This window comes from Streptomyces inhibens (genome assembly GCF_022221585.1).
GTDB classification, from domain to species: domain Bacteria; phylum Actinomycetota; class Actinomycetes; order Streptomycetales; family Streptomycetaceae; genus Streptomyces; species Streptomyces inhibens.
This window is the reverse complement of sequence record NZ_CP084681.1, coordinates 450,627-476,669: the sequence shown is the minus strand read 5'-3', so window position 1 is coordinate 476,669 and position 26,043 is coordinate 450,627. Positions and strand designations below refer to the sequence as shown.

Here is a 26,043-nt window from a genome sequence, read left to right as displayed (position 1 = left end):
TGGCGCCGCAGGGCGGCCGGCTTCCGACGGCCGCCCGCGGCACGATCACTTCTGGGCGAGTTCCTTGAGCGCGATGTTCAGCTTGAGGACGTTCACCGAGGGTTCGCCGAGGAAGCCGGCGGTCCGGTCCGCGGTGTTGGCCTTCACCAGCTTCTCGACCTGCGCGATGCCCACCTTGTTGGCCTTGGCCACCCGCTTGACCTGGATCTCGGCGTACTCGGGGGAGATACCGGGGTCGATGGCGGAGGACGAACCGGTGACCGCGTCCTTGGGGACCTCGGACTGCGGCACGCCGTTGAACTCGGCGACCTGCTTCTTCGCCGCCTTCACGTTCTTGACCAGCGTGGGGTCGCTGGCACCGAGCTGGCTGGAGCCGGTGGCCATCGGGTCGTAGTTGCTGTTGGACGGGCGGCCCTGGAACCACTTGGGATCGGGCTTGTCCGTCCCCTTGATGTTCCAGCTCTGGCCGATGAGCTCGGAGCCGACGACCTTGCCGTCGACCTTCACCTCGGAACCGTTGGCCTTGTCATGGAAGAGGCCCTGCGCGATGCCGGTGACGGCCAGCGGGTAGATGACGCCGCAGACGACCGTCAGGACCAGCAGGATGCGCAGCGACGCCCACGCAAGGCGGAGGGTGCTTGCTACGGAGTTGTTCATGGCGATCAGCCGATTCCGGGAATGAGGGTGATGAGCAGGTCGATGATCTTGATGCCGATGAACGGGGCGATCAGTCCGCCCAGGCCGTAGATGCCGAGGTTGCGGCGGAGCATCTTGTCGGCGCTCATCGGCCGGTACTGCACGCCCTTCAGGGCCAGCGGTACCAGCGCGATGATGATCAGCGCGTTGAAGATGACGGCGGACAGGATCGCGGACTCGGGCGAGGCCAGGCCCATGATGTTGAGCTTGTCCAGGCCGGGATAGGCGATCGAGAACATCGCCGGGATGATCGCGAAGTACTTCGCGACGTCGTTGGCGATCGAGAAGGTGGTCAGCGCACCGCGTGTGATCAGGAGCTGCTTGCCGATCTCGACGATCTCGATGAGCTTGGTCGGGTTGGAGTCGAGGTCGACCATGTTGCCGGCCTCCTTGGCGGCCGACGTACCCGTGTTCATCGCCACGCCGACGTCCGCCTGGGCCAGCGCCGGTGCGTCGTTCGTGCCGTCGCCGGTCATCGCGACCAGCTTGCCGCCGGCCTGCTCGCGCTTGATGAGCGCCATCTTGTCCTCGGGCGTGGCCTCCGCGAGGAAGTCGTCCACGCCCGCCTCGTCGGCGATGGCCTTGGCCGTCAGCGGGTTGTCACCCGTGATCATGACGGTCTTGATGCCCATCCGACGCAGCTCGTCGAACCGCTCCCGCATGCCTTCCTTGACGACGTCCTTCAGGTGGATGACACCCAGGACTCGGGCGCCCTTGTCGTCCTCGATGGCGACCAGCAGCGGGGTGCCGCCGGCCTGCGAGATGGCGTCGGTCAGCTGCTGGGCGTCCTCGGCGACCTCGCCGCCGTGCTCCTGGACCCAGGCGATGACCGAACCGGATGCGCCCTTGCGGACCTTGCGCCCGTCCACGTCCACACCCGACATCCGGGTCTGGGCGGTGAAGGGCACCCACTCGGCGCCGGTCAGCTCGCCCTGGTGGCGCTCGCGCAGCCCGTACTTCTCCTTGGCGAGCACGACGATCGAACGGCCCTCGGGCGTCTCGTCGGCCAGCGACGACAGCTGCGCGGCGTCCGCGACCTCCGCCTCTGTCGTGCCGCGTACCGGAACGAACTCGGAGGCCTGACGGTTTCCGAGGGTGATCGTGCCGGTCTTGTCCAGCAGCAGCGTCGAAACGTCTCCGGCCGCCTCGACGGCCCGCCCTGACATGGCGAGGACGTTGCGCTGGACGAGCCGGTCCATGCCGGCGATGCCGATGGCCGACAGAAGGGCGCCGATAGTCGTCGGGATCAGGCAGACCAGCAGCGCGGTCAGCACGATCAACGACGTCTGCTTGTCCGCGCCCGCGTAGAGGGCGAACGGCTTCAGCGTGACGACCGCCAGCAGGAAGACGATGGTGAGCGACGCGAGCAGGATGTTCAGCGCGATCTCGTTGGGGGTCTTCTGCCGTGCGGCGCCCTCGACGAGGTTGATCATCCGGTCGATGAAGGTCTCACCGGGCTTCGTCGTGATCTTGATGACGATGCGGTCCGAGAGCACCTTCGTGCCGCCGGTCACCGCGCAGCGGTCACCGCCGGACTCCCGGATCACCGGAGCCGATTCACCCGTGATGGCCGACTCGTCGACCGACGCGACGCCTTCGACGACATCGCCGTCACCGGGGATGATGTCGCCGGCCTCGCAGACCACCAGGTCGCCGATGCGCAGCTCGGTGCCCGGGACCTGCTCCTCCGCCTCGCCGTTGAGTCGGCGCGCGACCGTGTCGGTCTTGGCCTTGCGCAGGGTGTCGGCCTGCGCCTTGCCGCGGCCTTCCGCGACCGCCTCCGCCAGGTTGGCGAAGACGACGGTCAGCCACAGCCAGGCCGCGATGACCCAGCCGAACCAGCTGCCCGGGTCCTTGAGCGCCAGAACGGTGGTGACCACCGAGCCGACCAGGACCACGAACATCACCGGGGACTTGACCATCACCCGCGGGGCGAGCTTGCGCAGGGCGTCGGGCAGCGACTTCACCAGCTGCTTCGGGTCGAACAGACCCGCGCCCACCCGCCCGTCGTCCTTGTGCCCGGTGGGCACATCGGTGTGCGGCGCCCGGGTCGGAGAACCCGTCGAGCTGGCAGCCATGTCGTCCTCGTGCTTCATTGTCTCGGTGGTCATGACGTCAGCCCCTCGGCGAGCGGGCCCAGGGCGATTGCCGGGAAGTAGGTCAGACCGGTGATGATCAGGATCGTGCCGACCAGCAGCCCGGCGAAGAGCGGCTTCTCGGTACGCAGGGTGCCCGCGGTCTCCGGGACCGGCTTCTGCTCGGCGAGCGAGCCTGCCAGGGCAAGCACGAAGACCATCGGCAGGAACCGGCCGAGCACCATGCACAGACCGAGCGTGGTGTTGAAGAACGGCGTGTTGGCACCGAAGCCCGCGAAGGCCGAACCGTTGTTGTTCGAGGCCGACGTGTAGGCGTACAGCACCTCGGAGAAACCGTGCGCCCCGATGTTGGTCATGGCTTCCTTGCCGTCCGGCAGAGCCATGGCGACAGCCGTGCCGATCAGCACCAGCGCCGGGGTGATCAGGATGTAGCAGGCCGCGAGCTTGATCTCACGAGCGCCGATCTTCTTGCCCAGGTACTCGGGCGTACGGCCGACCATCAGGCCGGCGATGAACACCGCGATGATCGCCATGATCAGCATGCCGTAGAGACCGGAGCCGGTACCACCGGGCGTGATCTCGCCGAGCATCATGCCCAGCAGCAGTACGCCGCCGGACAGGCCGCTGAACGAGTCGTGGAAGGAGTTGATCGAGCCGGTGGAGGTCATGGTCGTGGAGACGGAGAACAGCGACGAGGCGCCCTCGCCGAAGCGCTGCTCCTTGCCCTCCATCGCGCCGCCCGCCAGCTGCGAGGCGGTGCCCGGGTGGGCGTACTCCAGCCACGTCACGGCGAGGACGGCGCCGAACCAGATGACGCCCATCGCGGCGACGATCGCGTAACCCTGCTTGATCGAACCCACCATCTTGCCGAAGGTCCGCGGCAGCGAGAACGGGATCACCAGGAGAAGGAAGATCTCCAGAAGGTTCGTGAAGCCGTTGGGGTTCTCGAAGGGGTGGGCAGAGTTGGCGTTGAAGAAACCGCCACCATTCGTGCCCAGGTCCTTGATGGCCTCCTGGGATGCCACCGCGCCCGGGCTGATGGCCTGCTTGTCGCCGGCGAGGGTGGTGATGTGGTGGATGTCGCCGAAGTTCTGGATCGCACCGCACGCCACGAGAATGATCGCCGCGATCACGGAGAGCGGGATCAGGATGCGGACGGTGCCGCGCACCAGGTCGGACCAGAAGTTGCCCAGGTCACCGGTGCGGGACCGGGCGAAGCCACGCACCAGAGCCACCGCGACGGCCATCCCCACGGCGGCGGAGACGAAGTTCTGCACGGCCAGACCGGCGGTCTGGGTGACATGGCTCATGGCCACCTCACCCGAGTACGACTGCCAGTTGGTGTTGGAAATGAAGGACGTGGCCGTGTTGAAGGCCTGGTCCGGGGTGATCGGCTTGAAGCCGAGCGACAGCGGCAGCTTGTCCTGTACGCGCTGCATCACGTACAGGAAGAGCACGCCGACCGCGGAGAATATGAGAACGCCGCGCAGGTAGGCGGGCCAGCGCATCTCGGCGTCGGGGTTGGCGCCGACGCTGCGGTAGATCCACTTCTCTGCGCGCAGGTGCTTCTTGGAGGAGTAGACGGCGGCCATGTAGTCGCCGAGCGGGCGGTGCACCAGGGCGAGCGCGCCGATGAGCGCGGTGACCTGGAGTGCATCAGCAAGAACGGGGCTCATATCTGCGGCTCAGAACCTCTCCGGGAACACAAGGGCGAGGACGAGGTGGCCCAGCAGGGCGACGGCCACGATCAGGCCGATGAGGTTTTCGGCGGTCACAGCTTTGCCACCCCTTTGGCGGCAAGGGCCACCAGTGCGAATACCGCGATCGTGGCGACGACGAAGGCCACATCGGCCATCGTGAACTCCTGGGAAGAGGCTCGGTGGAACGGACCAGGAGAGGGAATCGCGCCGGTGGCTGGTTTTCGCCCCTCGTTGACGGGGCCCTTACGGCCGTTAGTGCAACATTGACGAATCTCTAACGCCTATGAGGCAACCTGCGGAGGCACGGGATCGGAACCGACTCAAGCCACGGCGGATGCCCGAGCAGGGTGCCGCAGTCGAAGCGGCACCCTGCCGGCTCGAAGACGTCGATGAACTTGCTGCCGGACCTGCTCCACTACCGTCTGCGGTGACCCGCCATGCGCGAGGCACGTGGTGTCGTGCAGGTGCTCCAGATGATCCGCGTTCGGCACGGCGATCACCCGGAGCCGCCAGGCGCGGGGGCGGCGAGCTGCGACAGATGAGGCTGACGGTCAGCAGCAGGGACGCTGTCTGGATGTCATCGGTGTCGGCAATGGCGAACCGCTGATAGGGCTTGGTGAGGAAGAGGTCGAACCAGCCGACGGACCACGGGGGCCGCAAAGAACCGCCGCGGCGCAGCGGTTGCCGGTGGCGGAGACCGCCGCCACCGCCACCACGAAGATCAGCGTCAGATTCGTATGCGACATGCTCGTACGGAAGAGGACGAGCACATGAGGGACGACGGAGGTGACGCAGCACCTCCGCGCATCGAACCCGGGATGGTCAGTCCGCCAACTCCCGTGTGTCGAGCGGGCGTTTCCAGACGTTGCGGCGGTGTACGGCATCGAGTGCGTGGTGCAGGGGAGAGGGTGGCACGGTCAGCACTGGGCAGCAGGCGCGTGCGACGCAGTATCGGGCGACGGAGGGCCACACCGCCCGGCGCAGCTTGCCGCGCGCTCCGGCTCCGATCACCAGGAGATCGTCGGTCCGGTCGGCGGCCTCCAGCAGGACCTTGCCCGGTTTGCCGAGGACGACCAGGGGCTCCAGTGATACCCCGGGACCGGCGCTGCCGAAGGCGGCGTCCAGCGTGCTCAGCAGGCGCTCACACGCCATCTGGCGCCAAGCGGCCATGGGCGCAGGGCAGGACCCGCCGCGATGGGCGATGTCGCCACCGGGCGGCTCCCAGGCCAGTACGGCCCGCAACTCGATGCCGGCGGCGCGAGCCTCGGCGGCGGCCCGGTGCAGAGCCGTCAGGCTCCCCAGCGAACCACTCACGCCGGCCACGACGCGTCGATCGCCGGGTCCGCCCATAGGGCCACGCTCCTTGTCCTGTGTCGCGTTTTTGTCTCGCGTTTCGCGTTTCTGTCTCGGTTCATCGAAATGCCGCTGGTGGGGCGATCGCGACTTGTTGGCGTTCCCCTTACGCGGGGACGAGAGACCCTGACGGCTCCATGACGACAGCGGGCAAGTGGACGAGCCCTCTCATCGGCGGGGTTCCGCGCAGCGACGGGGATGGGGCTCGCCCCGATGACGGCGGACGGGTCAGAGTTGCGTCAACGTCTTCGAACGCAATCGCGGTATTTGCCGACGTGAAGTGACGATGCTCCGGAGAACCTCGCACGCCGTCCGGTGTCACGACTGCCATGCCGTAAGACGCCCTTCGCGGTGCCGCCCGACGTGCAGCATTCCCGAAGAGAAGTACGTGTTTTCCGAAGAGGGGTACGTGGAGGAGTACGTGATGGCGCGGGGCAGCGATGCGACCGATGGGCCGGGCTTGCGTCCCGGCAGGCTCAAGGTCTTTCTCGGGGCCGCGCCCGGGGTGGGCAAGACCTTCCGGATGCTGGACGAGGGCCGGCGCCGGGCAGCGCGCGGCACGAACGTGCTGGTGGCCTTCGCGGAGTGTCACGGTCGTGCATCCACCGAGGCGATGCTCGAAGGGCTCGACGTACTGCCGCGAGTGACGCGCAGGCATCGCGGTACGGACTTCTCCGAGCTCGACCTCGATCTGGTGCTGGAGCTCCGTCCGCAGGTGGTGCTCATCGACGAACTCGCCCACACCAACGCCCCGGGCGGCCGTCACACCAAACGCTGGCAGGACATCGAAGAGCTGCTCGGCGCCGGGATCGACGTGGTCGCCACGCTCAACATCCAGCACCTGGACTCTCTCAGCGATGTGGTCGAGAAAATCACCGGTGTGCCGCAGCACGAGACCGTGCCCGACGAATTCGTCCGCCGCGCCGACCAGATCGAGCTGGTCGACCTGCCGGCCGAGGGGCTGCGGCGCCGTATGGCGCACGGCAACATCTACCCGCCCGAGAAGGTCGACGCGGCACTGTCGCACTACTTCCGGCTCGGGAACCTCACCGCGCTGCGGGAGCTGGCGCTGCTGTGGGTGGCGGGTCGGGTGGACGAAGCGCTGCGGAAGTACCGGGACGAGCACCACATCGGCCGGGTCTGGGAGACCCGCGAACGCGTGGTGGTCGCGCTCAGCGGCGGCCCGGAGGGCGCGACCCTGATCCGCCGCGCGGCCCGGATCGTGGACCTCCCCCGAACTCTCCACTCCGTTCGGGGCACCCCCGTCTCCGGCGGTGACCTGCTGGCCGTCCACATCACCCGCAGCGACGGACTTGCCGGCTCCTCGCCCGCCGCGCTGGCCGAGCAGCGGCAGCTCCTGGAGAGTCTCGGGGGCAGTTACCACTCGGTGGTCGGTGACGATGTGCCCGCCGCTCTGCTGGACTTCGCCCGGGCCCAGAACGCCACCCAACTGGTCGTCGGAGCCAGCCGCCGCGGCAGGTTGCTGCGCGTGCTGACGCCCCGCGGCGTGGGCGAGACGGTCGTCGAGCTCTCCGGTGACATCGATGTCCACACGGTCACCCACGAACACGCCGGTCAGGGAAGAAGACGGACGGTCCTCGGTAGCGGTCTGCCGCGCCCGCGCCGGGTGGCCGGCCCGGTGGCCGGTCTCGTACTGCCCGTACTGCTGACGCTGGTGCTGCGTGGCATCTCCGGCCCGCTCGCACTCAACCTCACCAGCGAGGCGCTGCTCTTCCTGCTGACGGTGCTGGGTGTGGCCTGCATCGGTGGCGTGGTCTCCGCGCTGCTCGCCTCGGTGACGACCTCGCTGCTGCTGAACTACTACTTCATCCCGCCCATCGGCCACTTCACCTTCGCCGAGGCCAATATCGTCGTCGCCCAGGCCGCCTTCACGATTGTCGCCGTCACCGTTGCCGCGATCGTCGACCGTTCACTGCGCCTGAGCCGGCGGGCCGCGCGGGCGACCGCGGAGGCCGAGACCCTGACTTCGTTGGCGGGCGACATCCTGCGAGGGGACCGGGCCGTACCCGCACTCCTGGAACGCACCCGCGAGACCTTCGGCATGGACGGCATCGAGCTGCGGCCCCGAGCGGGGGAGCCGGCGCCCGGTGCCGCAAGCGACCCGGCCCCGGACCATGAAACCAAGGTCGCGATAGGGGACGACAGCGTGCTGGTGCTCAGCGGGCGCCGCCTGCCCGCCTCCGAACACCGTGTGCTCACGGCCTTCGCCGCGCATCTGACCGCAGCCGTGGAGCGCGCCCGGCTCGCCGACGCCGCGGCCGAGGTCGAGTCGGTCAAGGCGGCCAACCGGATGCGTACCGCACTCCTCGCTGCGGTCGGACACGACCTGCGTACGCCCCTGGCCGGCAGCTGGGCCGCGGTCAGCTCGCTGCGCAGCCGCGATGTCGACTTCTCGCCCGAGGATCGCGAGGAACTCCTTGCCACCGCCGAGGAATCCCTGGCCAAGCTCAGCCGCCTGGTCGACAACCTCCTCGACATGAGCAGACTGCAGGCGGGTGCGCTGACCCTGCGCCTGGAGCCCATCGCGCTGACCGAGGTGCTCCCTACAGCGCTGGACACGCTGCCCGACTCACCTCCGCAAGTGCTCGTACAGGTGGTGACCCAGGGGCTGGAGACCGCCCCCGATGTGCTCGCGGACCCACCGCTGCTGGAACGCGTCATCGCCAATCTGGTGGCCAACGCGGTACGCCATTCGCCCGCCGGGCACCCGGTGACGATCGGCGCCAGCGCGCTGGCCGGGCACGTGGAACTGCGGGTCATCGATCGTGGTCCCGGCATCCAACTCGCTGACTGGGAGCGCGCGTTCGAGCCCTTCCAGCGACTCGGCGACACCGACAACACCACCGGCCTCGGGCTCGGCCTCGCCCTCTCCCGCGGTCTCACGGAGGCGATGGGCGGCACACTCAGGCCCGAGGACACCCCCGGAGGCGGCCTGACGATGGTTGTCTCGCTGCCGGCCGCACCGGCCCCGGTCGCGATTTCCGCCGGGCAGGAAGGCCGTACATGAGGGATGAGACATGCGACATAAGGCGTGAGGCATAAGGCGTGAGACATCAGGCGCGAGCCGGACGGACAAGTTCCGGCCCACGGCGTCAGTTCGAGATGAGCGACGCGGATGGCTGGCCCGCTCCCTCGGCATCGATGACGAGCACCTGGCGCACCGGCTCGTCGGGTGTGCTCAGCGCCGTGGCCATGCTCCGGGCGGCCCGTGCTCCGGGGACATCGAAGGCGGCGACGTCTTCCCGTGCGCCGAGGGCGTACGCCACTCGGGCAGACTGCCAGCGGAGCGGGACCTGTCGTCGCTGGACGACGTAGATGATCGCGTCGAGGTCGGTGGGGGCCACGGCGGCGTCGCGCAGGGTGCGTCGCGCGGCGAATATCGCTCGATGCAGGGGTTCTGAGGGCGGGAGTTCCAGCGGGGAGCCATCCGAGGTGGTGGATATTCGGGGCGTGTGCGCCGTGTGCGCCGTGTGCACGTCGTGGACTGTCATGTTGTCCCTCCCCGTTGTTCCCTGCATCGCTTCGCGTCGAATCGCCTCGTGAACGAGCCACGCACCAGGCCGCGCGCAGCCGTGTAGGGGCCGCGCGCAGGGCCTGTACGGACCCTGACTCCTCCGGCTTCCCCTGCCTGGCTTGTTTTCAGTGGTGGCGGCCGGTGTTCTTGATGTGTTCCAGACGGGGCGGAGGGGAGCCCGACCGTGCTGTCACGGCGGCCCGCGGCTCCCGGCTTGCTCAGGCCTTTCGGAGCTGCGCCACCGCTGCACGAGCGGCGCGGTATGTCCGAGCCCGTAGCGGGGACAGCTGTCCGACCGCGTCCTCCAACCAGCGTGGATCGCCGAGCCGCTGCGCCGCACCGGCCTCGACTGTCTGGCGGAGCAATTCGCCCGCCAGCAGAACCTCGCTCCAGGTGTAGCACCGGTCGTGATGGCTGAACGGGGCTGTCCAGTCCTCGTACGGGTGCCGCAGTGTCGCCCTCAGACCGGAGCCGGAGGCAGGGACCACTCCAGGGCGGAGGGCGGTCAGCACGCCGAAGGTCTTGGAGCTGGACCAGCGTCCGGTCGTGACCAGCAGTCTCAACGTCATGAACCTGGACCACGGCACGAACTGGCCCTTCGACGCTGTCACTCGGTGGTGGGCTCCCTCGGCACCGAATTCCAGATACGCCCCGCCCTGGCGTTGAGGATCACCGATGACCCATCGGTCGTCGAGCCGTTCCAGCGGCCCCAGACGCTCGCTCATGATCCCCGTCCCCCGTCGGCCGGCAGTTGGTCTCTCCGACCGGGAACGGTGGCCGAACCTGCCTCCGGAGGCGGTGCGGAGACTCCTGGGCGCATCTCATCGCACGGGGAACCAAGACAGGCGCCCGCATACATGCGCCGCGGACGCGGTCCAGTCGGGTGCATCCGCCGTTGGAATTCCGTTAGGGACCGGCCGCGATGTTCGTACGCCACCGTGTCGGCCGACACGGTGGAGTCGGTCGGGGGTGGGCAGAGATTCGAGGAGGTCCCTGATGTGCGGAGACAAGATGCCGGCGGTGCTGTCGTGAGCGTGGAGCGCGTTGTCGGGCTGCTGGTGGCGGCGTCACTGGTCGGGCTCCTTGCGATCGTCGTCAAGTTCCCGGACCGGTTCTGAGGCCGTCGTATGCCGGTAATCGGGAGCCTTACGGGTCCTTGGATCATTCGTCGCCGAGTCCGGCGTCTTCGAGGTCCGCGACCGCAGTCCGCAGACGCGCAGGTCGTGGCCGATGGGAGCGAAGACGACCTCGGGCTCGGGTAGCAACCTGGGTACCTTTCCCACTTGGGTTCCTGGTATGGCGCCGCGGCCGGTCAGCGGCCGGCAATGGCGATCACGATGCCTGCGGCGGCCGACAGCACCGCCGCCGCCCCACTCCCGATGTAGAGCCAGCCGAGCAGGGTCAGCACCGTTCCCCCCGGCCGCCGGTTCAACCGGAGCGGGAGACCCCCGCTCACGGAAACCTTGCTCGACCACCCCACGCACACCATCACCAACAGGAAAGCGGCTCCCCACACGATCGCGAAGGCACCCGCCAGATCCAACGCCGCACCGGCTGCCAGCGGCCGGATGTAGCTGCCATCCGACTCGCGTTGCAGGCTGATGGGCTTGCCGAGCTTGATCCGTGCATCAGTGAGGTGCGCCGCGCGATCGGTGAATCCGCCGTCTGCTGCGACGAACGTCCCCGTACAGGCGCGCGACGTGCCGCGACCCGCTGGAACGGTGTGGCAATGCGTGGCGGAAAACGTCCCGGGCGTCCCGGACAAGGCGGTCGCGTAGCGGAAGTCGTTCAGCGGCATGCGCAGCAGCAAGCCCGCTAGCGAGATGATCCCGAGTACGAGGAGCGCACCGATCGCATTGAACGCGCGGCTCGGCGACGACGTCCCGGCAGCTGTGGCCTCCGTGCCTGGGTGGGTTTCGGTCACCGTACCTGGCTGCGGTGCGGTGACCGTACATGCCCCGGGGGCAGTGTCTTTACGTGGTCGCTGCCGTGCGTCGCCCGGCCGCACCGCTCTCGCGTACCGCCCCATATCTTCTCCCCGTGTGTCGCACTTGCATGTCCCCGATCAGGCGCCCACCACAGTGCTCACAGCAGCCCGGAAGCTTTGAGGACCGCGCGCGCCTCCTGCCCGTCGATCCGGTCCGCCAGCTCCTGTAGCACGTGCGTACCGTGGCGCAGCGTGCCGTGTTCGAGAGAGCGGCGGACTCCGGCGTCGAGCAGGTGCCAAACGAGCGGATTGGCGTCCAGGACCCTGCGGTCCAATTCCAGCCACCGTCCGTGGGCGTCCCGTAGGACGAGGTGCGCGGCGATGCCGCCGTACTGCCGCACCGCGACCAGCGCGTCGGTACGCACCCGGCGCTCGCCCATGAAGCCCCGTACGGCCAGCCACCCGTCGCCTGCGGTCACGCGCGACGGCAGAAAGATGGCGAGGACGCCGATCCCGAGCACGGCCCAGAGTCCGGTGCGGGGCAGCGTGAGGCTGCCCGCGCCCCAGTCGAGCAGCATGAGCAGACCGACGAACGCCAAGGAGTAGTGCACGGCGCGCCGGGCATCCGCACGCCAGTGGCGGTCGACGGCTGTGTCCGGCCGCCCGGCGTGCGCCGCCGCGGCGGGAGCGGTTCGCCGTCCCATTCCGCCGACACTAGGCAGGATGCGCGTGGGCGTCGGCTCTCCTGACGACTCCTTGATGTCGTGTCGCCTGTCTTTATCGCATCCTTCACACGAAGTCGCTGTGTGTGTTCAGCCGACGTGGACGCGGGGGCGGCGCTCGCGGTCGGGTTCGGCCTCGCGCAGGACCTCGCGGGTGACGGGTGCGACCTCGCCCTGGCCGAAGAGGAAGAAGCGCAGGAACTGGGCGAAGGGATTGCCTTCGGTCCACTCGAAGTAGATGTGCGGCCGGGCTCCGGTGGCGTCCCGTACGTGCAGCAGCAGGGCGGCGAGCGCGTTGGAGATGGTGGAGCTCTCCAGGCACAGCACGCGGTAGCGGCCGTGCAGCACCTCGCCGCGGACCCGCAGCTCGCTCTCGAATTCGGAGGGGTCGCCCACGGTGACCTCGACGAAGATGAAGTCCTCGGACGCCGGGAGGTCGTTGTCGGTGCGGATCTGCTGGAGCTTGTCGCGGTATTCGGCCACGTCCCGCTGGTCGGGCTCGTTCGCGATGAAGCGGACCTTGCGGTGCGCGATGTCGCGGATGAAACGTGCTGCCATGTCGTCGAGCACGACATCGGTCACCCGCAGTTCGAAGGCGCGGGCGAGGCGGGAGAGGAACGAGACGAGGATGATGCCGGCGATGAAACAGGCGCCGATCTTCACACCGTCCGGCCGCTCGATGACGTTCACCACGGTGGTGTAGAGGAAGACCAGGGAGATCACGGCGAAGCCGATGGTCCAGCCGCGCTGACCGGCGCGGTGTGCGGCGATGGTCACGGCGATGGCGGCGGAGCTGATGAGGACCAGTACGCCGGTGGCGTAGGCGCCGCCCTGGGCGTCGACGTCGGCGTTGAAGATCCAGGTCACCAGGAACGCGACGAGGGTGAAGACCAGCACCATCGGGCGCACCGCCCGCGCCCAGTGCGGCGCCATGCCGTACCGGGGCAGATACTGCGGCATGAGGTTGAGCAGTCCGGCCATGGCGGAGGCGCCGGCGAACCAGAGGATGGCGATGGTGGAGATGTCGTAGACGGTGCCGAAGGCGGAGCCCAGGTACTCGTGGGCCAGGTAGGCGAGGGCACGGCCGTTGGCTTCGCCGCCCGGCTTGAACGCACCCTCCGGGATGAGCAGGGTCGTGATGAAGCTGGTGAGGATCAGGAAAGCGCTCATGATCACGGCGGCGGTGGTGAGCAGCTTCTTCGTGCCGCGGATCCGGCCTGTAGGACGCTCTTCGGTGTCGTCCGGGGCGCCCTCGACGTGCGGCATGACGGCGACGCCGGTTTCGAAGCCGGACAGGCCCAGCGCCAGCTTCGGGAAGACCAGCAGAGCCACGCCGACCATGGCGACGGCGTTGCCGTGCTCGATGGTGAGGGCGTGGGACCAGTCGGTGACCACGTGCGGGGCGGTGGCCACATGCCACAGGCCGACGACGACCACGACGACGTTGAGCGCGAGGTAGAGACCCACCAGGGCGACCGCCACCCCGATTGCCTCCAGGAAGCCCTTGAGGAAGACCGCGCCGAGCAGGGCGACCAGGACCAGGGTGACGATCATCTGCTGGTTGTGCAGGACGCTGTTGACGTGGGGGTTCTCCACCAGGTGGGTGGAGGCGTCGGCCGCCGACAGGGTGATGGTGATGAGGAAGTCGGTGGCGGCGAAGCCGAGCAGGGTGAGGACGAACAGCTTGCCTTTCCAGAAGGACAGCAGCCGCTCCAGCATCGCGATCGAGCCCTGGCCGTGCGGGCTCTCCTTCGCCACCCGCCGGTAGACCGGAAGCGCGCCGGCGAGGGTCACGATGACCAGGACGATGGTGGCGATCGGCGACAGCAGGCCAGCGGCGAGGGCGGCAATACCGGGCTGGTAGCCGAGGGTGGAGAAGTAGTCCACACCCGTCAGACACATCACCCGCCACCACCGCTGCCCCTTGTGGGCGGCCTGTGGGCCGGCGTGCGGACCGGGATGGCGCTTGGCCATATCGGTCAGGCCTTCCAACATCCACGCACGCAGCCGATGCCGTACTGAGGCCCCGGACGAAGAATCCGCAGGGGCGGAGGCGGCCATCGTGTGCTCCTGTCGTACCGCGAAAAGATTTCAGCCATCGACGCGATGGCCGCGTCAGGCTACACAACACCCGCGGCGTTTTCGCCACGGTGTTCGGCGATGCGACACGCTGTGTCCCTGGAACGGTGGTCAGTACGCCGGGGCACGGCGGAGCGGAGAAGGACACGGCGGGGGTGGGCCGGTCCTATGGAAGGGCTTGGCCTCAGGGTTTGATGGCCGAGGTGCGCAGCATCAGATGGCACGGGTGCTCCTCGCCGTTGCGGAGGAAGGTGATCCGCATACGGATCTCACATGCCTTGGCCGCCAGGGCGGGCTGTGCGGAGATGCTGCCGTCGGTGTGTGTGCCGTCGTCGGCGGCTCCGTAGGCGCCACCCCAGTCGAAGTACTCGTTGCCGACGTCGTCCATGGCCTCAAGGGCCAGGAGCACGGGGGCGTGGTCGGCTGCGTCCGGCAGGGGTGGGGCGATCGTGTAGTGGAGGGTGAAGGAATCGTCCCGCCGTTTCAGGTCGTGGACGGACAGCTCGTGGGCGCCGTCGAGGATCCTCACCGAGGCGAGGGGGGTGCGATGCGGCTTCATGGCGGCTCCTGGCTTTCGGGTGGTGTTCAGGCGGTGAGACCGGCGACGCGGCGCGCCGGCTGTCCGGTGAAGTAGTGGACGTACTCGTGCTCCAGGCGGAAGCCGGCGGTCCAGGCGAGGAGCCGGCTGGGGCGGTTGTCGCGGGAGCAGGTCCAACTCGGGGTGTGGCCGCGAGCGACGATGTCCTGGCACAGGGCGGTGACGCAGGTCAGGGCGAGCCGCTGGCGGCGGAGTTCGGGGACGGTCGCGCAGGCGACATCCTCGTACGTGGTGCCACCGAAGTAGGTACAGGCCACGGCGAGCGCGCGGTCCTTTGCGAAGGCCGCCCAGCCGTGTCCGGAGGCGGCGAGACCTGCGGGGCCTCCCCAACTGGCGTGAATCCACGCCATGTCGGGGTCCAGCGCGGCGAGCGCCGGAGCGTCCCCGGGTGCCAACCGACGCACCGTCACACTGTGGGGCGGGCGCGGAGGCGATACGGGGACGCGGTGCACGTACGCCATGCGCTCCCACGGTACGAGCAGATCGAAGGCGCTGCCCAGCAGGGGCAGGAAGCGGGCCGGGGCCTGCACATAGTGCGCGGCGAAGGGGGCGAGCGCGATCGGAGCCAGGGTGGTCGGGTCCCCGCGGAGCAGCAGGTGATCGGCGCAGGCTACGACGATGGCACGGGGATCGACCGCGCGGTCGGCCCACCAGCGACCGGCTCCCGGCACCAGCGCATGTTCGGCCAGCGCTGCCGCCCCGGGAAGGCCGGGCGCGAACCAGCGGGAGAGAGTGGGGTGTTGGCCGGGGGAGAGTTCGATCACGGAGACTCCTTGTGGCGGTCGCGGGGTGGTCCGAGCAGGGCGGCCCTGGCGGGGCCGCCCTGCTCGGCGGTCAGCTCTGGCCGGCTTTGCTGCCGTGGTTGGCCTTCTTCTTGTGGCGGGCCTTCTTCTTGCGGGCGCGCTTGGACATGGGCGTGCGGGCCTTTCGATCTGGGTGGTTGCCTGGGGCGCTCGTCAGGCGGCGGCGTTCTTCAGACGCTGTGGCCGACGAGCTGGTCGGCGAGTTTGGTGAGGCGCTTGACGGTGCGTTCCTCCGTCGCGGCCTGGGCGGGCTCGACGCGCTGGTCGCGGTCGTAGTAGGCGCCGTTGACGATCTCGGTGGCCGGGTCGCAGAGGCGTACGACATGGGCAGCACCCTCTGCCGCGGACGCACCACTGATCGCGTAGAGCGAGAGCAGGTCTGTGTCGCAGATGCCCGGGTGGACGGAGACGGCCGTCACCCGCGGGTCGGTGGCGAAGACGGTGAGCGCGAGCTGCGACTGCGCGTAGGCCGCGAGCCGGGAGTAGCGCCGGGCGCGCTGCGGGTCGCTCCACTGGATGGAGGCGGTGCGGTGCAGCGACGAGGAGACGTTGACGACCCGGCCGCCCGGGTCTTCCCCAAGTTCTCGGCTTCGCTCGAACAGGGGAGACCCCATCGTGAGCGCCGGCTCCAGGAGGCAGGTCAGCAGGTAGTGGGCGAGGAAGTTGACCTGGAAGGCGATTTCGTTGCCGTCGGCGGTGAGGGTGTGCCGCTCGGGGGCGGCCGTGCCGGCGTTGTTGACCAGGACGTCCAGGTGGGGGTGCTCGGCGACGACGCGCCGTGCCATGGCCTCGACCTCCTCCAGGCGCGTGAAGTCCGCGGCGAATCCGCACAGTTGGGCCGCATCGATGCCCGCGGTGGCGATGAGCTTGTCGGTGGCGGCCTGGGCGTCCTCGGCGGTTCGGCCGTGTACGAGGACGGTGGCGCCGCGCTCGGCGAGCTGCCGGGCGGTCTCGAAACCGATGCCGGAGGTGGCGCCGGTCACCAGAACGGTACGGGAGGAAAGGTCGAAGACGGACATGATCCAATCCGGATAGGGAGATAGGGAGATAGGGGACAACAGGGGTGGGTGCGCCGAGCCCGGCCCTCAGGGGCGACGGCGTACGGATACGCAAAAGGGGCGCCTGATCAGGTCGCGGCGCCCCGTAGGGATGTAGGAGACGTCTCAGCGAGAGGCGGAGGTCTCCGGGCAGCGCGGCGCACGACGCGGAGCCGCCGGATGAGGCGGACGGTCGAGAAGGAGCCAGGCGCTGTTCACATCACCCATCAAATGCAATGCCGCACACGCCTTCAAGAGTTTCACGCACCTCTTGACGCACCCCTGATGAACTGCGCCTTCGACCGATGATTCCTGACCCGAAGGGTCCTGAGGGCGGTTTCCGGTAGATACTGCTGGGACCGCCCTCTTCTGCATGACCTCACAGAACAGGTGACGTGATGACTTACATCATCCATCAGATAGTTTCGACGACCGAGCTCCTCGTCGAGGAAATTCAAAAAGTCAAGGATGCCCGCGACAAATCCTATCAACGGCGCACAGCAGGAAAGGTTGCCGAGCAGGCTCGCAAGACTGCAGAGAAGTTCTTACAGGACCGCCTGACGGAACTGGACCGCCTCAGCGTCAGCGGCCTGATCACCCCGCATGAATACAAGGCCCGCCGAGTCCAGATTCTGGAAGAGGGCTGAGCGCCCAGATGCCGCCCCCGCCGCCCGTGTCCGGATGAGGGCGGTGCCGGGTGGCGCAGATCGGACAGGTTCTTCCTGAACCGATTGACAGCGTCTTGCACCTCGGCTGGGTGGCCGATTACTACGTCAAGGAGCGGGATCCTAGGTCATCGGCTCGTCACCGCGACAGCGATCAGGGTCACTGAGAGCAGCATGACGAGGGTGCCCGCAGTGATGAACGCGCGGTCCGGACCCGGGCGTTCCAGGTCGTGGACGACGACCGTGCGCGGATCGGCGGGATCATAGAGGATGAGCACGCGGTCGCCGTCGTTGAGCGGGCGTCGGCGGGTCGGGGCCACGGGACAGACGACTTCGATCACTCGGTCGTCGTCCGCGACGAATTGGAGCAGCGGCCGTGGCAGAGCCGGCTCGTCGGAGGTGTATCCCGGAGGCCGCTTGACCAGGGCCTCAACGCGTACGCCTGTCCGCCTCACTCGCCGGGCCTGACGCAGACCGTAGGTGCCCGCGAGCACGGCGAGCAGGCCGCCGAATGCGGCAGTCCCTGCCGGCACGGTCATGGCCCCTGCGTCCACGTCTCTCCGATCTCCGGTAGGCCCACGCCCTCCCGGGTTACGCAAGCACTGCGGGCTCCTCCGCGGCAGCGGCTCGCAAGGAGAGGACCATGGTCAGTCCTCCTCCGGGCGTGTCCTCGGGGGTGAGGGTGCCACTCATCGCCTCGGCCAGGCCCCGGGAGAGCGCGAGCCCGAGTCCCAGTTCAGTGGTGTTGTCGTCGCCCAGGCGCTGGAGATGTTGGACGTTGACAGTCGTGACTATGCCGATCCTGGCTGCGAGCAGCTCTTCGATGTCCTGCCATCGCTTGGCGTTGCGGCCGCCGGGAACGTTGCTGTGGGCCAGCTCGTCGACGAGTGCGACCTCGGGGTGGCGGTCGAGGACGCGGTCGAGGTCCATCTCGCTGAAGGTGCTTCCCCGGTACTCGCGGTACGTCCGGGGCAGTATCTCCAACCCTTCGAGCTTCTCCTCGGTGTGCGGCCGGGCATGGCACTCGGCGTACGCCACCACCACATCCGTGCCGCGGCGGGCACGGCGCCGCCCCTCGTCCAGCATCCGGTAGGTCTTGCCGACCCCCGGGTGCCGCCCCGAGGAACACTTTGAGCTTTCCTGGCCGTACGCCTACGCCTACGCCCACGCCTGGCGTATCGGCTGCGACAACCCTCGGCGCCACCGAAAGCCCCTCCCTCACCGTCCTGCACAGCGGTCCTGTGCAGCCCCACGTCGCCTGGTGCTGCGAGGAGGACCTCGGGTGGCCGAGCGGCATAGGTGGTGTTCCATGGTCACATCAGCCCGGCAAGATCGTGGTTGAGCTCGACGATGTTGACGCTTTCCTGACCCAGGAACCCCAGGACGCGGCCCTGGACGTGGTCGGTGACCAGCTTCTCGACCCTGGCGGGTGTGAGTCGGCAGGCCTTCGCCACCCGGTTGACCTGTTCGTATGCGTATGCCCGGGAGACTGCCGGGTCGAGTCCGGAGCCGCTGGCGGTCACCGCGTCCGCCGGGACAGTCGCGGGGGAGACCTCGTCGAACGCCGCCACGGCGGCGCGGCGTTCCCTGACTGCTTTGATCAAGTTGGCGTTGTTCGGGCCGAGGTTGGAGGCGCCGGAGGCCATCGGGTCGTACCCGCCCACGGAGGGGCGGGGCTGGAACCACTTGGGGTCGGGCCGCAGTTCCTCCTTCGGGTCACCGGGGTTCTTCTTCGGCAGCGCGAAGTTCTGGCCGATCAGGCGGGAGGCGACCGGCTTGCCATTCGTCGTCACGAGGGAGCCGTTGGCCTGGTGGGGGAACACGGTCTGGGCGATACCGGTGACGACCAGCGGATAGACGATGCCCGTAAGCACGGTGAACACCAGCAGCATCCGCAGCGCCGCCAGATGCTGCCGGAGTACGGGAGGGAGGTGGTGGGTGCGCATGGTGGGATCGCCTTCCTCAGCGCAGGCCGGGGATGAACTGGATGACGAGGTCGAGCAGCTTGATGCCGACGAACGGCAGCACCAGCCCTCCCAGCCCGTACATCCAGATGTTGCGGCTCAGCAGATTCGCGGCCGACGACGGCCGGTAGCGCACACCGCGCAAGGCGAGCGGGATCAGCGCGACGATGATCAGAGCATTGAAGACGATCGCCGAGGAGATCGCCGAGGTCGGGCTGTGCAGCCGCATGATGTTGAGCTTGTCCAGACCCGGATAGGCGCCGGCGAACATCGCGGGGATGATCGCGAAGTACTTGGCGACATCGTTGGCGATCGAGAAGGTCGTCAACGCGCCCCGGGTGATGAGCAGTTGCTTGCCGATCTCGACGATCTCGATGAGCTTGGTCGGATTCGAGTCCAGGTCCACCATGTTCCCGGCTTCCTTGGCGGCCGACGTACCTGTGTTCATCGCCACGCCGACGTCCGCCTGGGCCAGCGCCGGCGCGTCATTCGTACCGTCACCGGTCATCGCGACCAGTTTGCCGCCGGCCTGCTCCTGCCGGATGAGGGCCATCTTGTCCTCGGGGGTGGCCTCGGCGAGGAAGTCATCCACCCCCGCCTCCTGCGCGATGGCGCGAGCAGTCAGCGGATTGTCGCCAGTGATCATGACAGTCTTGATGCCCATCCGCCGTAGCTCGTCGAAGCGCTCGCGCATGCCCTCCTTCACGACATCCTTGAGGTGGATGACGCCCAGGACACGGGCGGCCGGGTGGGCGTTCGGGCCTCGGATCACCTCGCCCACGACCAGCGGTGTGCCGCCACTCGCGGAGATGCCGTCGACGAGGTGACCCACATCCGCAGTGGGGTGCCCGCCGTTGTCACGGACCCAGCGCATCACCGCCGTCGCCGCTCCCTTGCGCAGCGACCGGGCGTCTCCGGGGTCACCAGGGTCGGTGAGATCCACCCCGCTCATCCGGCTCTGGGCGGTGAAGGGCACGAACTCCGCCTGGACCAGCTCTCCTTCGCTGCGCCCGCGCAGCGCGTACTGCTGTTTGGCGAGGACGACGATCGACCGGCCCTCGGGCGTCTCGTCGGCGATCGACGACAGCTGGGCGGCGTCCGCGAGTTCCTCGACGCCCACCCCTTCCACCGGCAGGAACTCGGCGGCCTGTCGGTTGCCGAGCGTGATGGTGCCCGTCTTGTCGAGCAGCAAGGTGTTCACGTCGCCCGCGGCCTCCACCGCGCGCCCGGACATGGCCAGGACGTTGCGTTGGACGAGGCGGTCCATCCCCGCGATGCCGATCGCGGAGAGCAACGCGCCGATCGTGGTCGGGATCAGGGCCACGACGAGGGCGACAAGGATGACGATGGACTGCTCGGCCCCCGCGAAGAGGGCGAAGGGTTGCAGGGTCACCACCGCGATCAGGAAGACGATGGTCAGCGATGCCAGCAGGATGTTGAGCGCGATCTCGTTCGGGGTCTTCTGCCGGGCGGCGCCCTCGACGAGCGCGATCATCCGGTCGATGAAGGTTTCCCCCGGCTTCGAGGTGATCTTCACGACGATCCGGTCGGAGAGCACCTTCGTACCGCCCGTCACCGCTGACCGGTCGCCGCCCGATTCGCGGATCACCGGCGCCGATTCACCCGTGATCGCCGATTCGTCGACGCTTGCGACGCCCTCGACCACATCGCCGTCACCCGGAATGATCTGCCCTGCCTCGACGACCACATGGTCGCCCAACCGCAGGTCGGCGCCGGGGACTTCCTCCTCGACGGTGTCAGCCGCGCTCGGCTGCCACCTGGCCAGACGCCGGGCCATCGTGGCTGTCTTGGTCCGCCGCAGGGTCTCCGCCTGCGCCTTGCCGCGGCCCTCGGCCACGGCCTCGGCGAGATTGGCGAAGACCGATGTCAGCCAGAGCCAGGCCGTGATGCCCCAGGCGAAGACGCTGGGCGTCTTGATAGCCGCAAGCGTGGTCAGGACCGCCCCGACCTCCACGACGAACATGACGGGGTTGCGATACATCGTGCGTGGGTCCAGCTTGCGCACGGTGTCGGGGAACGACGTCAGCAGCTGCTTGGGGTCGAGCAGACCGCCCGAGACCCGTTGCCGCTGACGGCCGGTGGACGGCCCGGTCGGCGGGGCGGGAGCGGGAACACCGGTCGTGGACATCAGCGCAGCCCCTCCAGACCTTCTGCGAGCGGACCCAGCGCGAGCGCGGGGAAGTAGGTCAGACCGACGACGATGAGGATCACCCCGGTCAACAGCCCGACGAACTGCGGCCGGTGGGTGGGCAAGGTGCCCGCGGTGACCGGGACGGGCTGTTGCTGGGCGAGCGATCCGGCGAGCGCCAGCACGAATACCATCGGCAGGAAGCGGCCGATGATCATGGCTAGGCCGAGCCCGGTGTTGTACCAGACGGTGTTCACGCTCAGGCCGGCGAACGCCGAGCCGTTGTTGTTGGCAGCGGAGGCGAAGGCGTACAGCACCTCGGAGAAGCCGTGCGGCCCGGAGTTGAGCATCCCCGCCCGTTCGCCGGGGAGGGCCATAGCCAGTCCCGCGCCGACCAGCACGACCACGGGCGTGGTCAGGATGTAGAGCGAGGCGTACTTCATCTCCCGGCCGCGCAGCTTCTTGCCCAGATACTCGGGGGTGCGCCCGACCATCAACCCGGCGACGAAGACCGCGACGATCGCCAGGATCAGAATCCCGTAGAGGCCGGACCCCGTACCACCGGGGGCGATCTCCCCGAGCATCATGTTGAAGATCGTCATTCCGCCGCCGCCCGGCGTGTACGAATCGTGGAAGGAATTGACCGCCCCACACGACGTCAGCGTGGTGGACACTGCAAACAGCGCCGACGCCCAGATACCGAACCGCGCCTCTTTGCCCTCCATCATCCCGTCGGCCGCGTGACCGGCTGCGCTGCTGACGCTGTGCAGTTCGTTGGCGGTCACGATCGCGACAGAGGCGGCCCAGATCAGCGCCATCACGGCGACGATCGCATAGCCCTGACGGTGATCGCCGACCATCTTCCCGAAGGTACGCGGCAGCGAGAAGGAGATCACCAGGAGGAGGTAGATCTCGATCAGGTTGGTGAAGGCATTGGGGTTCTCGAAGGGGTGGGCGGAATTCGCGTTGTAGAAACCGCCACCATTCGTGCCGATTTCCTTGATTGCTTCCTGGGAGGCGACCGGGCCACCGGTGATGCTCTGCCGGCCGCCCGCGATGGTGACGATGCCGTCGACGCCGTGAAAGTTCTGGATGACACCGGCGGCCACCAGAATGATCGCGAACACGAGAGAGGCCGGCAGCAGCAAGCGCACCACGATCCGAGTCAGGTCCACCCAGAAATTTCCGACCTGGTCGGTCTTCCTCCGGGTGAATCCCCGGATCAGCGCGGCGACGACAGCGATGCCCATGGCGGCGGAGACAAAGTTCTGCACCGCGAGACCGGCCATCTGGACCAGGTGCCCCATGGTCGACTCGCCGGAATACGACTGCCAATTGGTATTGGTGACGAAAGATGCGGCCGTGTTGAACGACTGGTCCGGGGTGACCGCCTTCATGCCCAGGGACAGCAGCAGATGATTCTGCAGGCGCAGAAACGCGTACAGGAACAGCACCGAGACAAGAGCGAAGGCCAGCACGCTGCGGAGGTAGACCGACCACTTCTGGTCGGCGTCGCCATGCACCCCGCCCACCTTGTAGATCAGACGTTCAGTCCGCAAATGGCGAGTGGTGGTGAGGATACGGGCCATGTAGTCACCCAGTGGGCGGAACGAAAGGGCCAGGGCAACCACCAGGACCAGGACCTGGAGCCAGCCCGCGAATGTGCCGTTCATCCGGATCTAACCTTCCCTTAGAACTTCTCAGGGAAGATCAGGCAGACGACGAGATAGATCACGAGGCACACGGCCACGATCAGGCCGACGATATTCTCCACACTCACAGCCGTCCGACCCCCTTGGCGACCAAGCCGATAAGGGTGAACACGAGGAGGGTGAGGCCGATATACACAAGGTCCGGCATATGTGGGGACCGCCTATGAATAGCCGCGCCAGTAACTTTCTGACGGTAGCTCAGGTGATTTCGATCGTGGCCTGACGCTCTGCGGCCGATGGGGTGATGGTGCAGCGCAGGGGGCCGGTCGGCACGGAAGCGATCCTGCGGATTTCGCTCGGCTACGTGCGCGCCCCGTACCCGCGGCCTCGCGCCCCCGCCTCGCCACGGCGTGCCACAGTCCGCCCGCCCGCGTCCGGCACGTCACTCAGGGCGGCCGGGTGTCGCGCTGCCCCCAGGCGCAGTCCTCTGGAGCGTGAGCGTCACCACGAAGGCGGGGCCCGTGGTGGTGGCGTCGAAGGTGCCGCTCATGGCTTCGACGAGGTCTCGCGACAGCCGAAGCGCCAAGCTCTCGCCTCTCGTACCCGCCGCCCGGAGACCGGTGGCGGCACCCCACGCACGGGCTTCCGGCCCGAGATCGGGGCAGCCGTCCGTCACCCGGATCTCCAGCCGACCGGACGGCAGGACCTCGGCGGTGAACACCGGAGGCCGGTCCCGCGGACTGTGGCGCAGTGCGTCGGCGCCGAGGGCGGTCAGCACACGGGTGAGGAGGGCGGCGTCGGCAATCACATCGGGCAGCTGTTCCGGCAGGCGCACGGCGATCGTATGGCCGCCGGGCCCAAGGTCGTCCAGGGCCGCGGCCAGCGCCTCGTTGAGGTCGACCGGGCGGAGGTAGAGGTCGAGTGCCCCGGCGTGCAGGCGACTCAGCTCGTCGAGGTCGGTGACCAGCTGTGTTGCGCGGCGCACCGCGGTGCGGGCGGTGTCCACCAGGTGCGCCGTCTCCTGGGAAGAGGGGCCACCACGGCGATCGCCCAAGCGCGCGAGGGCCTCTTCGGCGGTGTGCAGCGGGACCCGCAGGTCGCGGCCCGCTGCGAGAAGCAGCGACGCCCGGGTGCGTTCGGCGGCGGCGAGAGTGTCCGCCTCGGCGGCGGCTCCGGTGATCCGCCCCCGGGTATGCGCCAGCCCCAGCTCGGCCGCACACGCGGCAAGAACACGCTGGTCCTCCGTGCTCAGCCCGGAACCGCGCGCGGCCAGCGTGAGATTCTCATCCACGGGGCTTTCCACATCCGCCTCGTAGGGCTTTTCGGGCGGCCGGTCCCCGGCGCTGGCGACGACGTACCAGCGGGGCTCGGGGGATGCCTCCGGGCCCCGTTCGAGCAGGCTGATCGACGTCAGACCGAAGTTCTCCCGGATCTGCTCGATCAACGCCGGCAATTCCTGGCCACGCATCATGGCGGTGGCCAGACGGCTCAGCGCCCGCGCCTCCGATGTGGCGCGCACGGCCTGATGCGTACGCTGGGCGGCCTCTCCCGCTGCCGTGCCGACGAGAGCGGCCGTGGTGATGAAGACAATGAGCGCGATGATCTCGTTGGGTCGCTCCATGGCCAGCGAGTGCACGGGCATCGTGAAGTAGTAATCGGCCAGCAGCGCCGCGGCGACGGCGGCGAACAGCGCGGGGTAGAGCCCGCCGACAAGGGCCACCACGACAACAGCCAGGAGATAGATCACCAGGTCGCTGGAGAGATCGAGGTGGTTGCGCAGTGCCGCCAACAGGAGAGTCAGCAGGGGCAGCAGCAGCACCGTGCCGGCGAGCGCGGACCAGTACCGTCGCGGACCCGTGCCACGGCTGGGGTGCGGGAGTCTCGGCGCCGCTGCCCCGGCGGCCTCCTCGTGGGTGACGATGTGCACGTCGATGGGGCCGGAACCCTTGATCGTCCGCTCTCCCGTACCGGCGCGCAGCGCGGCGGCGAGACGGCCGTGCCGGCTCGCGCCCAGCACGATCTGGGTGACGTTCTCCGCCTCGGCGAATTGAAGCAGCGCTTCGACAACGTCCTCGCCGGACGCCTGGTGGTAGCTGCCGCCCAAGGACTCCAGGAGGGTGCGCTGGGCATCCAGTGTGGTCGGATCGGCGTCGGTCAGTCCGTCCTCCGGTACGACATGGAGGCCCAGCAGCTCCGTCCCAGGCGTACGGGCGCTGATCCGCGCCGCACGACGGATCAAGGTCTCCCCTTCGGGACCGCCGCTCAGGGCCACCAGAATGCGCTCCCGGGTCTCCCACGGAGCGGAGATGCCGTGTGCGGCCCGGTAGCGCTGCAGGCCCTCCTCCACCCGGTCGGCGAGCCACAGCAGCGCCAGCTCCCGCAGCGCGGTGAGGTTGCCTACCCGGAAGTAGTGGGTGAGGGCGGACTCGATACGGTCCGGCGGATAGACATCGCCGTGCACCATGCGACGGCGGAGCACCTCCGGCGGCAGATCAACGAGCTCGATCTGGTCGGCACGCCGGGCCACCTCGTCGGGCAGCGTCTCGCGCTGCCGGACGCCGGTGATCTGCCGGACCACGTCATTGAGGGACTCCAGGTGCTGGACGTTGAGCGTGGTGACGACATCGATACCGGTGTCCAGCAGCTCCTCGACGTCCTGCCATCGCTTGGCATTACGGGTTCCCGGAACGTTGGAATGAGCCAGCTCGTCCACCAGCGCGACCTGAGGACGACGGGCCAGCACCGCGTCGAGATCCATCTCGCTGAACGATGCCCCGCGATGGACAAGAGCGCGCCGGGGAACCGTCTCCAGACCTTCGGCCATCGCTGCGGTCGGCCGCCGCCCGTGCGGCTCGACAAAGCCCACGACCACCTCCGCGCCGAGCGCACGCAGCCGCTGCCCCTCTTCGAGCATGGCGTACGTCTTCCCGACCCCGGGGGCCGCCCCGAGGTAGATCCGCAACCGTCCACGTGCCACCGGCCGGCTCCTGCCAGGTCACCCGCGTGCTGTCTGCCCTTGCACCTGCAGTGCTCGCGCTCTTCCATGGTGCGCCCCGGGCGTACCACC

The 26,043-nt window shown here is 68.4% G+C and carries 22 protein-coding genes and 1 pseudogene; 2 read left to right on the top strand and 21 right to left on the bottom strand.

The window, feature by feature from the left end; translation table 11 throughout:
• Positions 1-45: 45 nt before the first annotated feature.
• The 5 genes from kdpC (KI385_RS02255) to KI385_RS02235 form a co-directional block, all read right to left on the bottom strand.
• Positions 46-657 (bottom strand): potassium-transporting ATPase subunit KdpC, encoded by a 612-nt coding sequence (gene kdpC, locus KI385_RS02255; RefSeq protein ID WP_238570554.1) that lies wholly within the window; start codon positions 655-657, stop codon positions 46-48.
• A 5-nt stretch (positions 658-662) separates the two neighbouring features.
• On the bottom strand, positions 663-2,807 hold the full coding sequence (kdpB, locus tag KI385_RS02250) for a potassium-transporting ATPase subunit KdpB (RefSeq protein ID WP_238570553.1): 2,145 nt from the start codon (positions 2,805-2,807) through the stop codon (positions 663-665).
• Positions 2,804-4,468 (bottom strand): potassium-transporting ATPase subunit KdpA, encoded by a 1,665-nt coding sequence (gene kdpA, locus KI385_RS02245; protein ID WP_238570552.1) that lies wholly within the window; start codon positions 4,466-4,468, stop codon positions 2,804-2,806. The genes kdpB (KI385_RS02250) and kdpA (KI385_RS02245) overlap by 4 nt, the downstream gene beginning before the upstream one ends.
• A 9-nt stretch (positions 4,469-4,477) precedes the next feature.
• On the bottom strand, positions 4,478-4,567 hold the full coding sequence (gene kdpF, locus KI385_RS02240; RefSeq protein WP_238570551.1) for a K(+)-transporting ATPase subunit F: 90 nt from the start codon (positions 4,565-4,567) through the stop codon (positions 4,478-4,480).
• Positions 4,568-5,314: 747 nt separating this feature from the next.
• Positions 5,315-5,842 carry a universal stress protein gene (locus KI385_RS02235; protein WP_238570550.1) on the bottom strand — a complete coding sequence of 176 codons (528 nt, stop codon included), beginning with the start codon at positions 5,840-5,842 and terminating at the stop codon, positions 5,315-5,317.
• A gap of 427 nt (positions 5,843-6,269) precedes the next feature.
• Here KI385_RS02235 and KI385_RS02230 point away from each other — a divergent pair, with 427 nt between their 5' ends.
• On the top strand, positions 6,270-8,873 hold the full coding sequence (locus KI385_RS02230) for an ATP-binding protein (protein WP_238577540.1): 2,604 nt from the start codon (positions 6,270-6,272) through the stop codon (positions 8,871-8,873).
• 85 nt (positions 8,874-8,958) lie between these two features.
• Here the strand turns inward: KI385_RS02230 and KI385_RS02225 are convergent, their stop codons facing one another.
• The 9 genes from KI385_RS02225 to KI385_RS02185 all read right to left on the bottom strand — a co-directional run bounded on the left by KI385_RS02225 (position 8,959) and on the right by KI385_RS02185 (position 16,528).
• Positions 8,959-9,357 carry a hypothetical protein gene (locus KI385_RS02225; RefSeq protein ID WP_238570549.1) on the bottom strand — a complete coding sequence of 133 codons (399 nt, stop codon included), beginning with the start codon at positions 9,355-9,357 and terminating at the stop codon, positions 8,959-8,961.
• 241 nt (positions 9,358-9,598) lie between these two features.
• Entirely contained in the window at positions 9,599-10,105 is a 507-nt protein-coding gene (locus KI385_RS02220) for a hypothetical protein (RefSeq protein ID WP_238570548.1), read from the bottom strand.
• A gap of 587 nt (positions 10,106-10,692) precedes the next feature.
• Entirely contained in the window at positions 10,693-11,304 is a 612-nt protein-coding gene (locus tag KI385_RS02210; RefSeq protein ID WP_238570546.1) for a hypothetical protein, read from the bottom strand.
• Between the two features lie 161 nt (positions 11,305-11,465).
• Positions 11,466-12,011: a hypothetical protein gene (locus KI385_RS02205; protein WP_238570545.1), complete on the bottom strand. Its 546-nt coding sequence runs from the start codon at positions 12,009-12,011 to the stop codon at positions 11,466-11,468.
• Positions 12,012-12,119: 108 nt separating this feature from the next.
• Positions 12,120-14,090, bottom strand: coding sequence for an APC family permease (locus KI385_RS02200; RefSeq protein WP_238570544.1), 1,971 nt, complete (start codon positions 14,088-14,090; stop codon positions 12,120-12,122).
• A gap of 202 nt (positions 14,091-14,292) precedes the next feature.
• On the bottom strand, positions 14,293-14,667 hold the full coding sequence (locus tag KI385_RS02195; RefSeq protein WP_238570543.1) for a hypothetical protein: 375 nt from the start codon (positions 14,665-14,667) through the stop codon (positions 14,293-14,295).
• 26 nt (positions 14,668-14,693) lie between these two features.
• On the bottom strand, positions 14,694-15,470 hold the full coding sequence (locus KI385_RS02190) for a GNAT family N-acetyltransferase (protein ID WP_238570542.1): 777 nt from the start codon (positions 15,468-15,470) through the stop codon (positions 14,694-14,696).
• A gap of 70 nt (positions 15,471-15,540) precedes the next feature.
• The gene (locus KI385_RS44890; RefSeq protein WP_483439812.1) at positions 15,541-15,618 is read right to left on the bottom strand and encodes a 50S ribosomal protein bL37; all 78 of its coding nucleotides are present in this window, start codon (positions 15,616-15,618) and stop codon (positions 15,541-15,543) included.
• Between the two features lie 61 nt (positions 15,619-15,679).
• The gene (locus tag KI385_RS02185; RefSeq protein WP_238570541.1) at positions 15,680-16,528 is read right to left on the bottom strand and encodes an SDR family NAD(P)-dependent oxidoreductase; all 849 of its coding nucleotides are present in this window, start codon (positions 16,526-16,528) and stop codon (positions 15,680-15,682) included.
• Positions 16,529-16,944: 416 nt separating this feature from the next.
• Between KI385_RS02185 and KI385_RS02180 the strand changes: the two genes are divergently transcribed.
• Positions 16,945-17,193: a hypothetical protein gene (locus KI385_RS02180; RefSeq protein WP_238570540.1), complete on the top strand. Its 249-nt coding sequence runs from the start codon at positions 16,945-16,947 to the stop codon at positions 17,191-17,193.
• Positions 17,194-17,339: 146 nt separating this feature from the next.
• Here the strand turns inward: KI385_RS02180 and KI385_RS02175 are convergent, their stop codons facing one another.
• From KI385_RS02175 to KI385_RS02145, 7 genes and pseudogenes are all read right to left on the bottom strand, one after another.
• On the bottom strand, positions 17,340-17,750 hold the full coding sequence (locus KI385_RS02175; protein WP_238570539.1) for a DUF3592 domain-containing protein: 411 nt from the start codon (positions 17,748-17,750) through the stop codon (positions 17,340-17,342).
• 211 nt (positions 17,751-17,961) lie between these two features.
• A pseudogene (locus KI385_RS02170) lies at positions 17,962-18,379 on the bottom strand (histidine kinase); the annotation flags it as partial.
• Between the two features lie 145 nt (positions 18,380-18,524).
• On the bottom strand, positions 18,525-19,157 hold the full coding sequence (kdpC, locus tag KI385_RS02165; protein WP_238570538.1) for a potassium-transporting ATPase subunit KdpC: 633 nt from the start codon (positions 19,155-19,157) through the stop codon (positions 18,525-18,527).
• Positions 19,158-19,173: 16 nt separating this feature from the next.
• Positions 19,174-21,324, bottom strand: coding sequence for a potassium-transporting ATPase subunit KdpB (gene kdpB / locus KI385_RS02160; protein ID WP_238570537.1), 2,151 nt, complete (start codon positions 21,322-21,324; stop codon positions 19,174-19,176).
• A complete protein-coding gene (kdpA, locus tag KI385_RS02155; protein ID WP_238570536.1) occupies positions 21,324-22,997 on the bottom strand; it encodes a potassium-transporting ATPase subunit KdpA in 1,674 nt (557 codons plus the stop codon). The genes kdpB (KI385_RS02160) and kdpA (KI385_RS02155) overlap by 1 nt, the downstream gene beginning before the upstream one ends.
• Positions 22,998-23,014: 17 nt before the next feature.
• Entirely contained in the window at positions 23,015-23,104 is a 90-nt protein-coding gene (gene kdpF / locus KI385_RS02150) for a K(+)-transporting ATPase subunit F (RefSeq protein ID WP_238570535.1), read from the bottom strand.
• A gap of 314 nt (positions 23,105-23,418) precedes the next feature.
• Positions 23,419-25,953 (bottom strand): sensor histidine kinase, encoded by a 2,535-nt coding sequence (locus KI385_RS02145; protein WP_238570534.1) that lies wholly within the window; start codon positions 25,951-25,953, stop codon positions 23,419-23,421.
• Between the last annotated feature and the right edge of the window lie 90 nt (positions 25,954-26,043).

What these genes read in the sequence shown, in the direction of transcription:
- kdpC (WP_238570554.1), bottom strand. Translation starts at nt 657, where the DNA reads ATGAACAACTCCGTAGCAAGCACCCTCCGCCTTGCGTGGGCGTCGCTG.
- KI385_RS02180 (WP_238570540.1), top strand. Translation starts at nt 16,945, where the DNA reads ATGACTTACATCATCCATCAGATAGTTTCGACGACCGAGCTCCTCGTC.
- KI385_RS02175 (WP_238570539.1), bottom strand. Translation starts at nt 17,750, where the DNA reads ATGACCGTGCCGGCAGGGACTGCCGCATTCGGCGGCCTGCTCGCCGTG.
- kdpA (WP_238570536.1), bottom strand. Translation starts at nt 22,997, where the DNA reads ATGAACGGCACATTCGCGGGCTGGCTCCAGGTCCTGGTCCTGGTGGTT.
- KI385_RS02225 (WP_238570549.1), bottom strand. Translation starts at nt 9,357, where the DNA reads ATGACAGTCCACGACGTGCACACGGCGCACACGGCGCACACGCCCCGA.
- KI385_RS02235 (WP_238570550.1), bottom strand. Translation starts at nt 5,842, where the DNA reads ATGGGCGGACCCGGCGATCGACGCGTCGTGGCCGGCGTGAGTGGTTCG.
- KI385_RS02220 (WP_238570548.1), bottom strand. Translation starts at nt 10,105, where the DNA reads ATGAGCGAGCGTCTGGGGCCGCTGGAACGGCTCGACGACCGATGGGTC.
- KI385_RS02185 (WP_238570541.1), bottom strand. Translation starts at nt 16,528, where the DNA reads ATGTCCGTCTTCGACCTTTCCTCCCGTACCGTTCTGGTGACCGGCGCC.
- KI385_RS02230 (WP_238577540.1), top strand. Translation starts at nt 6,270, where the DNA reads ATGGCGCGGGGCAGCGATGCGACCGATGGGCCGGGCTTGCGTCCCGGC.
- kdpB (WP_238570537.1), bottom strand. Translation starts at nt 21,324, where the DNA reads ATGTCCACGACCGGTGTTCCCGCTCCCGCCCCGCCGACCGGGCCGTCC.
- KI385_RS02195 (WP_238570543.1), bottom strand. Translation starts at nt 14,667, where the DNA reads ATGAAGCCGCATCGCACCCCCCTCGCCTCGGTGAGGATCCTCGACGGC.
- KI385_RS02205 (WP_238570545.1), bottom strand. Translation starts at nt 12,011, where the DNA reads ATGGGACGGCGAACCGCTCCCGCCGCGGCGGCGCACGCCGGGCGGCCG.
- kdpA (WP_238570552.1), bottom strand. Translation starts at nt 4,468, where the DNA reads ATGAGCCCCGTTCTTGCTGATGCACTCCAGGTCACCGCGCTCATCGGC.
- kdpC (WP_238570538.1), bottom strand. Translation starts at nt 19,157, where the DNA reads ATGCGCACCCACCACCTCCCTCCCGTACTCCGGCAGCATCTGGCGGCG.
- kdpB (WP_238570553.1), bottom strand. Translation starts at nt 2,807, where the DNA reads ATGACCACCGAGACAATGAAGCACGAGGACGACATGGCTGCCAGCTCG.
- KI385_RS02200 (WP_238570544.1), bottom strand. Translation starts at nt 14,090, where the DNA reads ATGGCCGCCTCCGCCCCTGCGGATTCTTCGTCCGGGGCCTCAGTACGG.
- KI385_RS44890 (WP_483439812.1), bottom strand. Translation starts at nt 15,618, where the DNA reads ATGTCCAAGCGCGCCCGCAAGAAGAAGGCCCGCCACAAGAAGAAGGCC.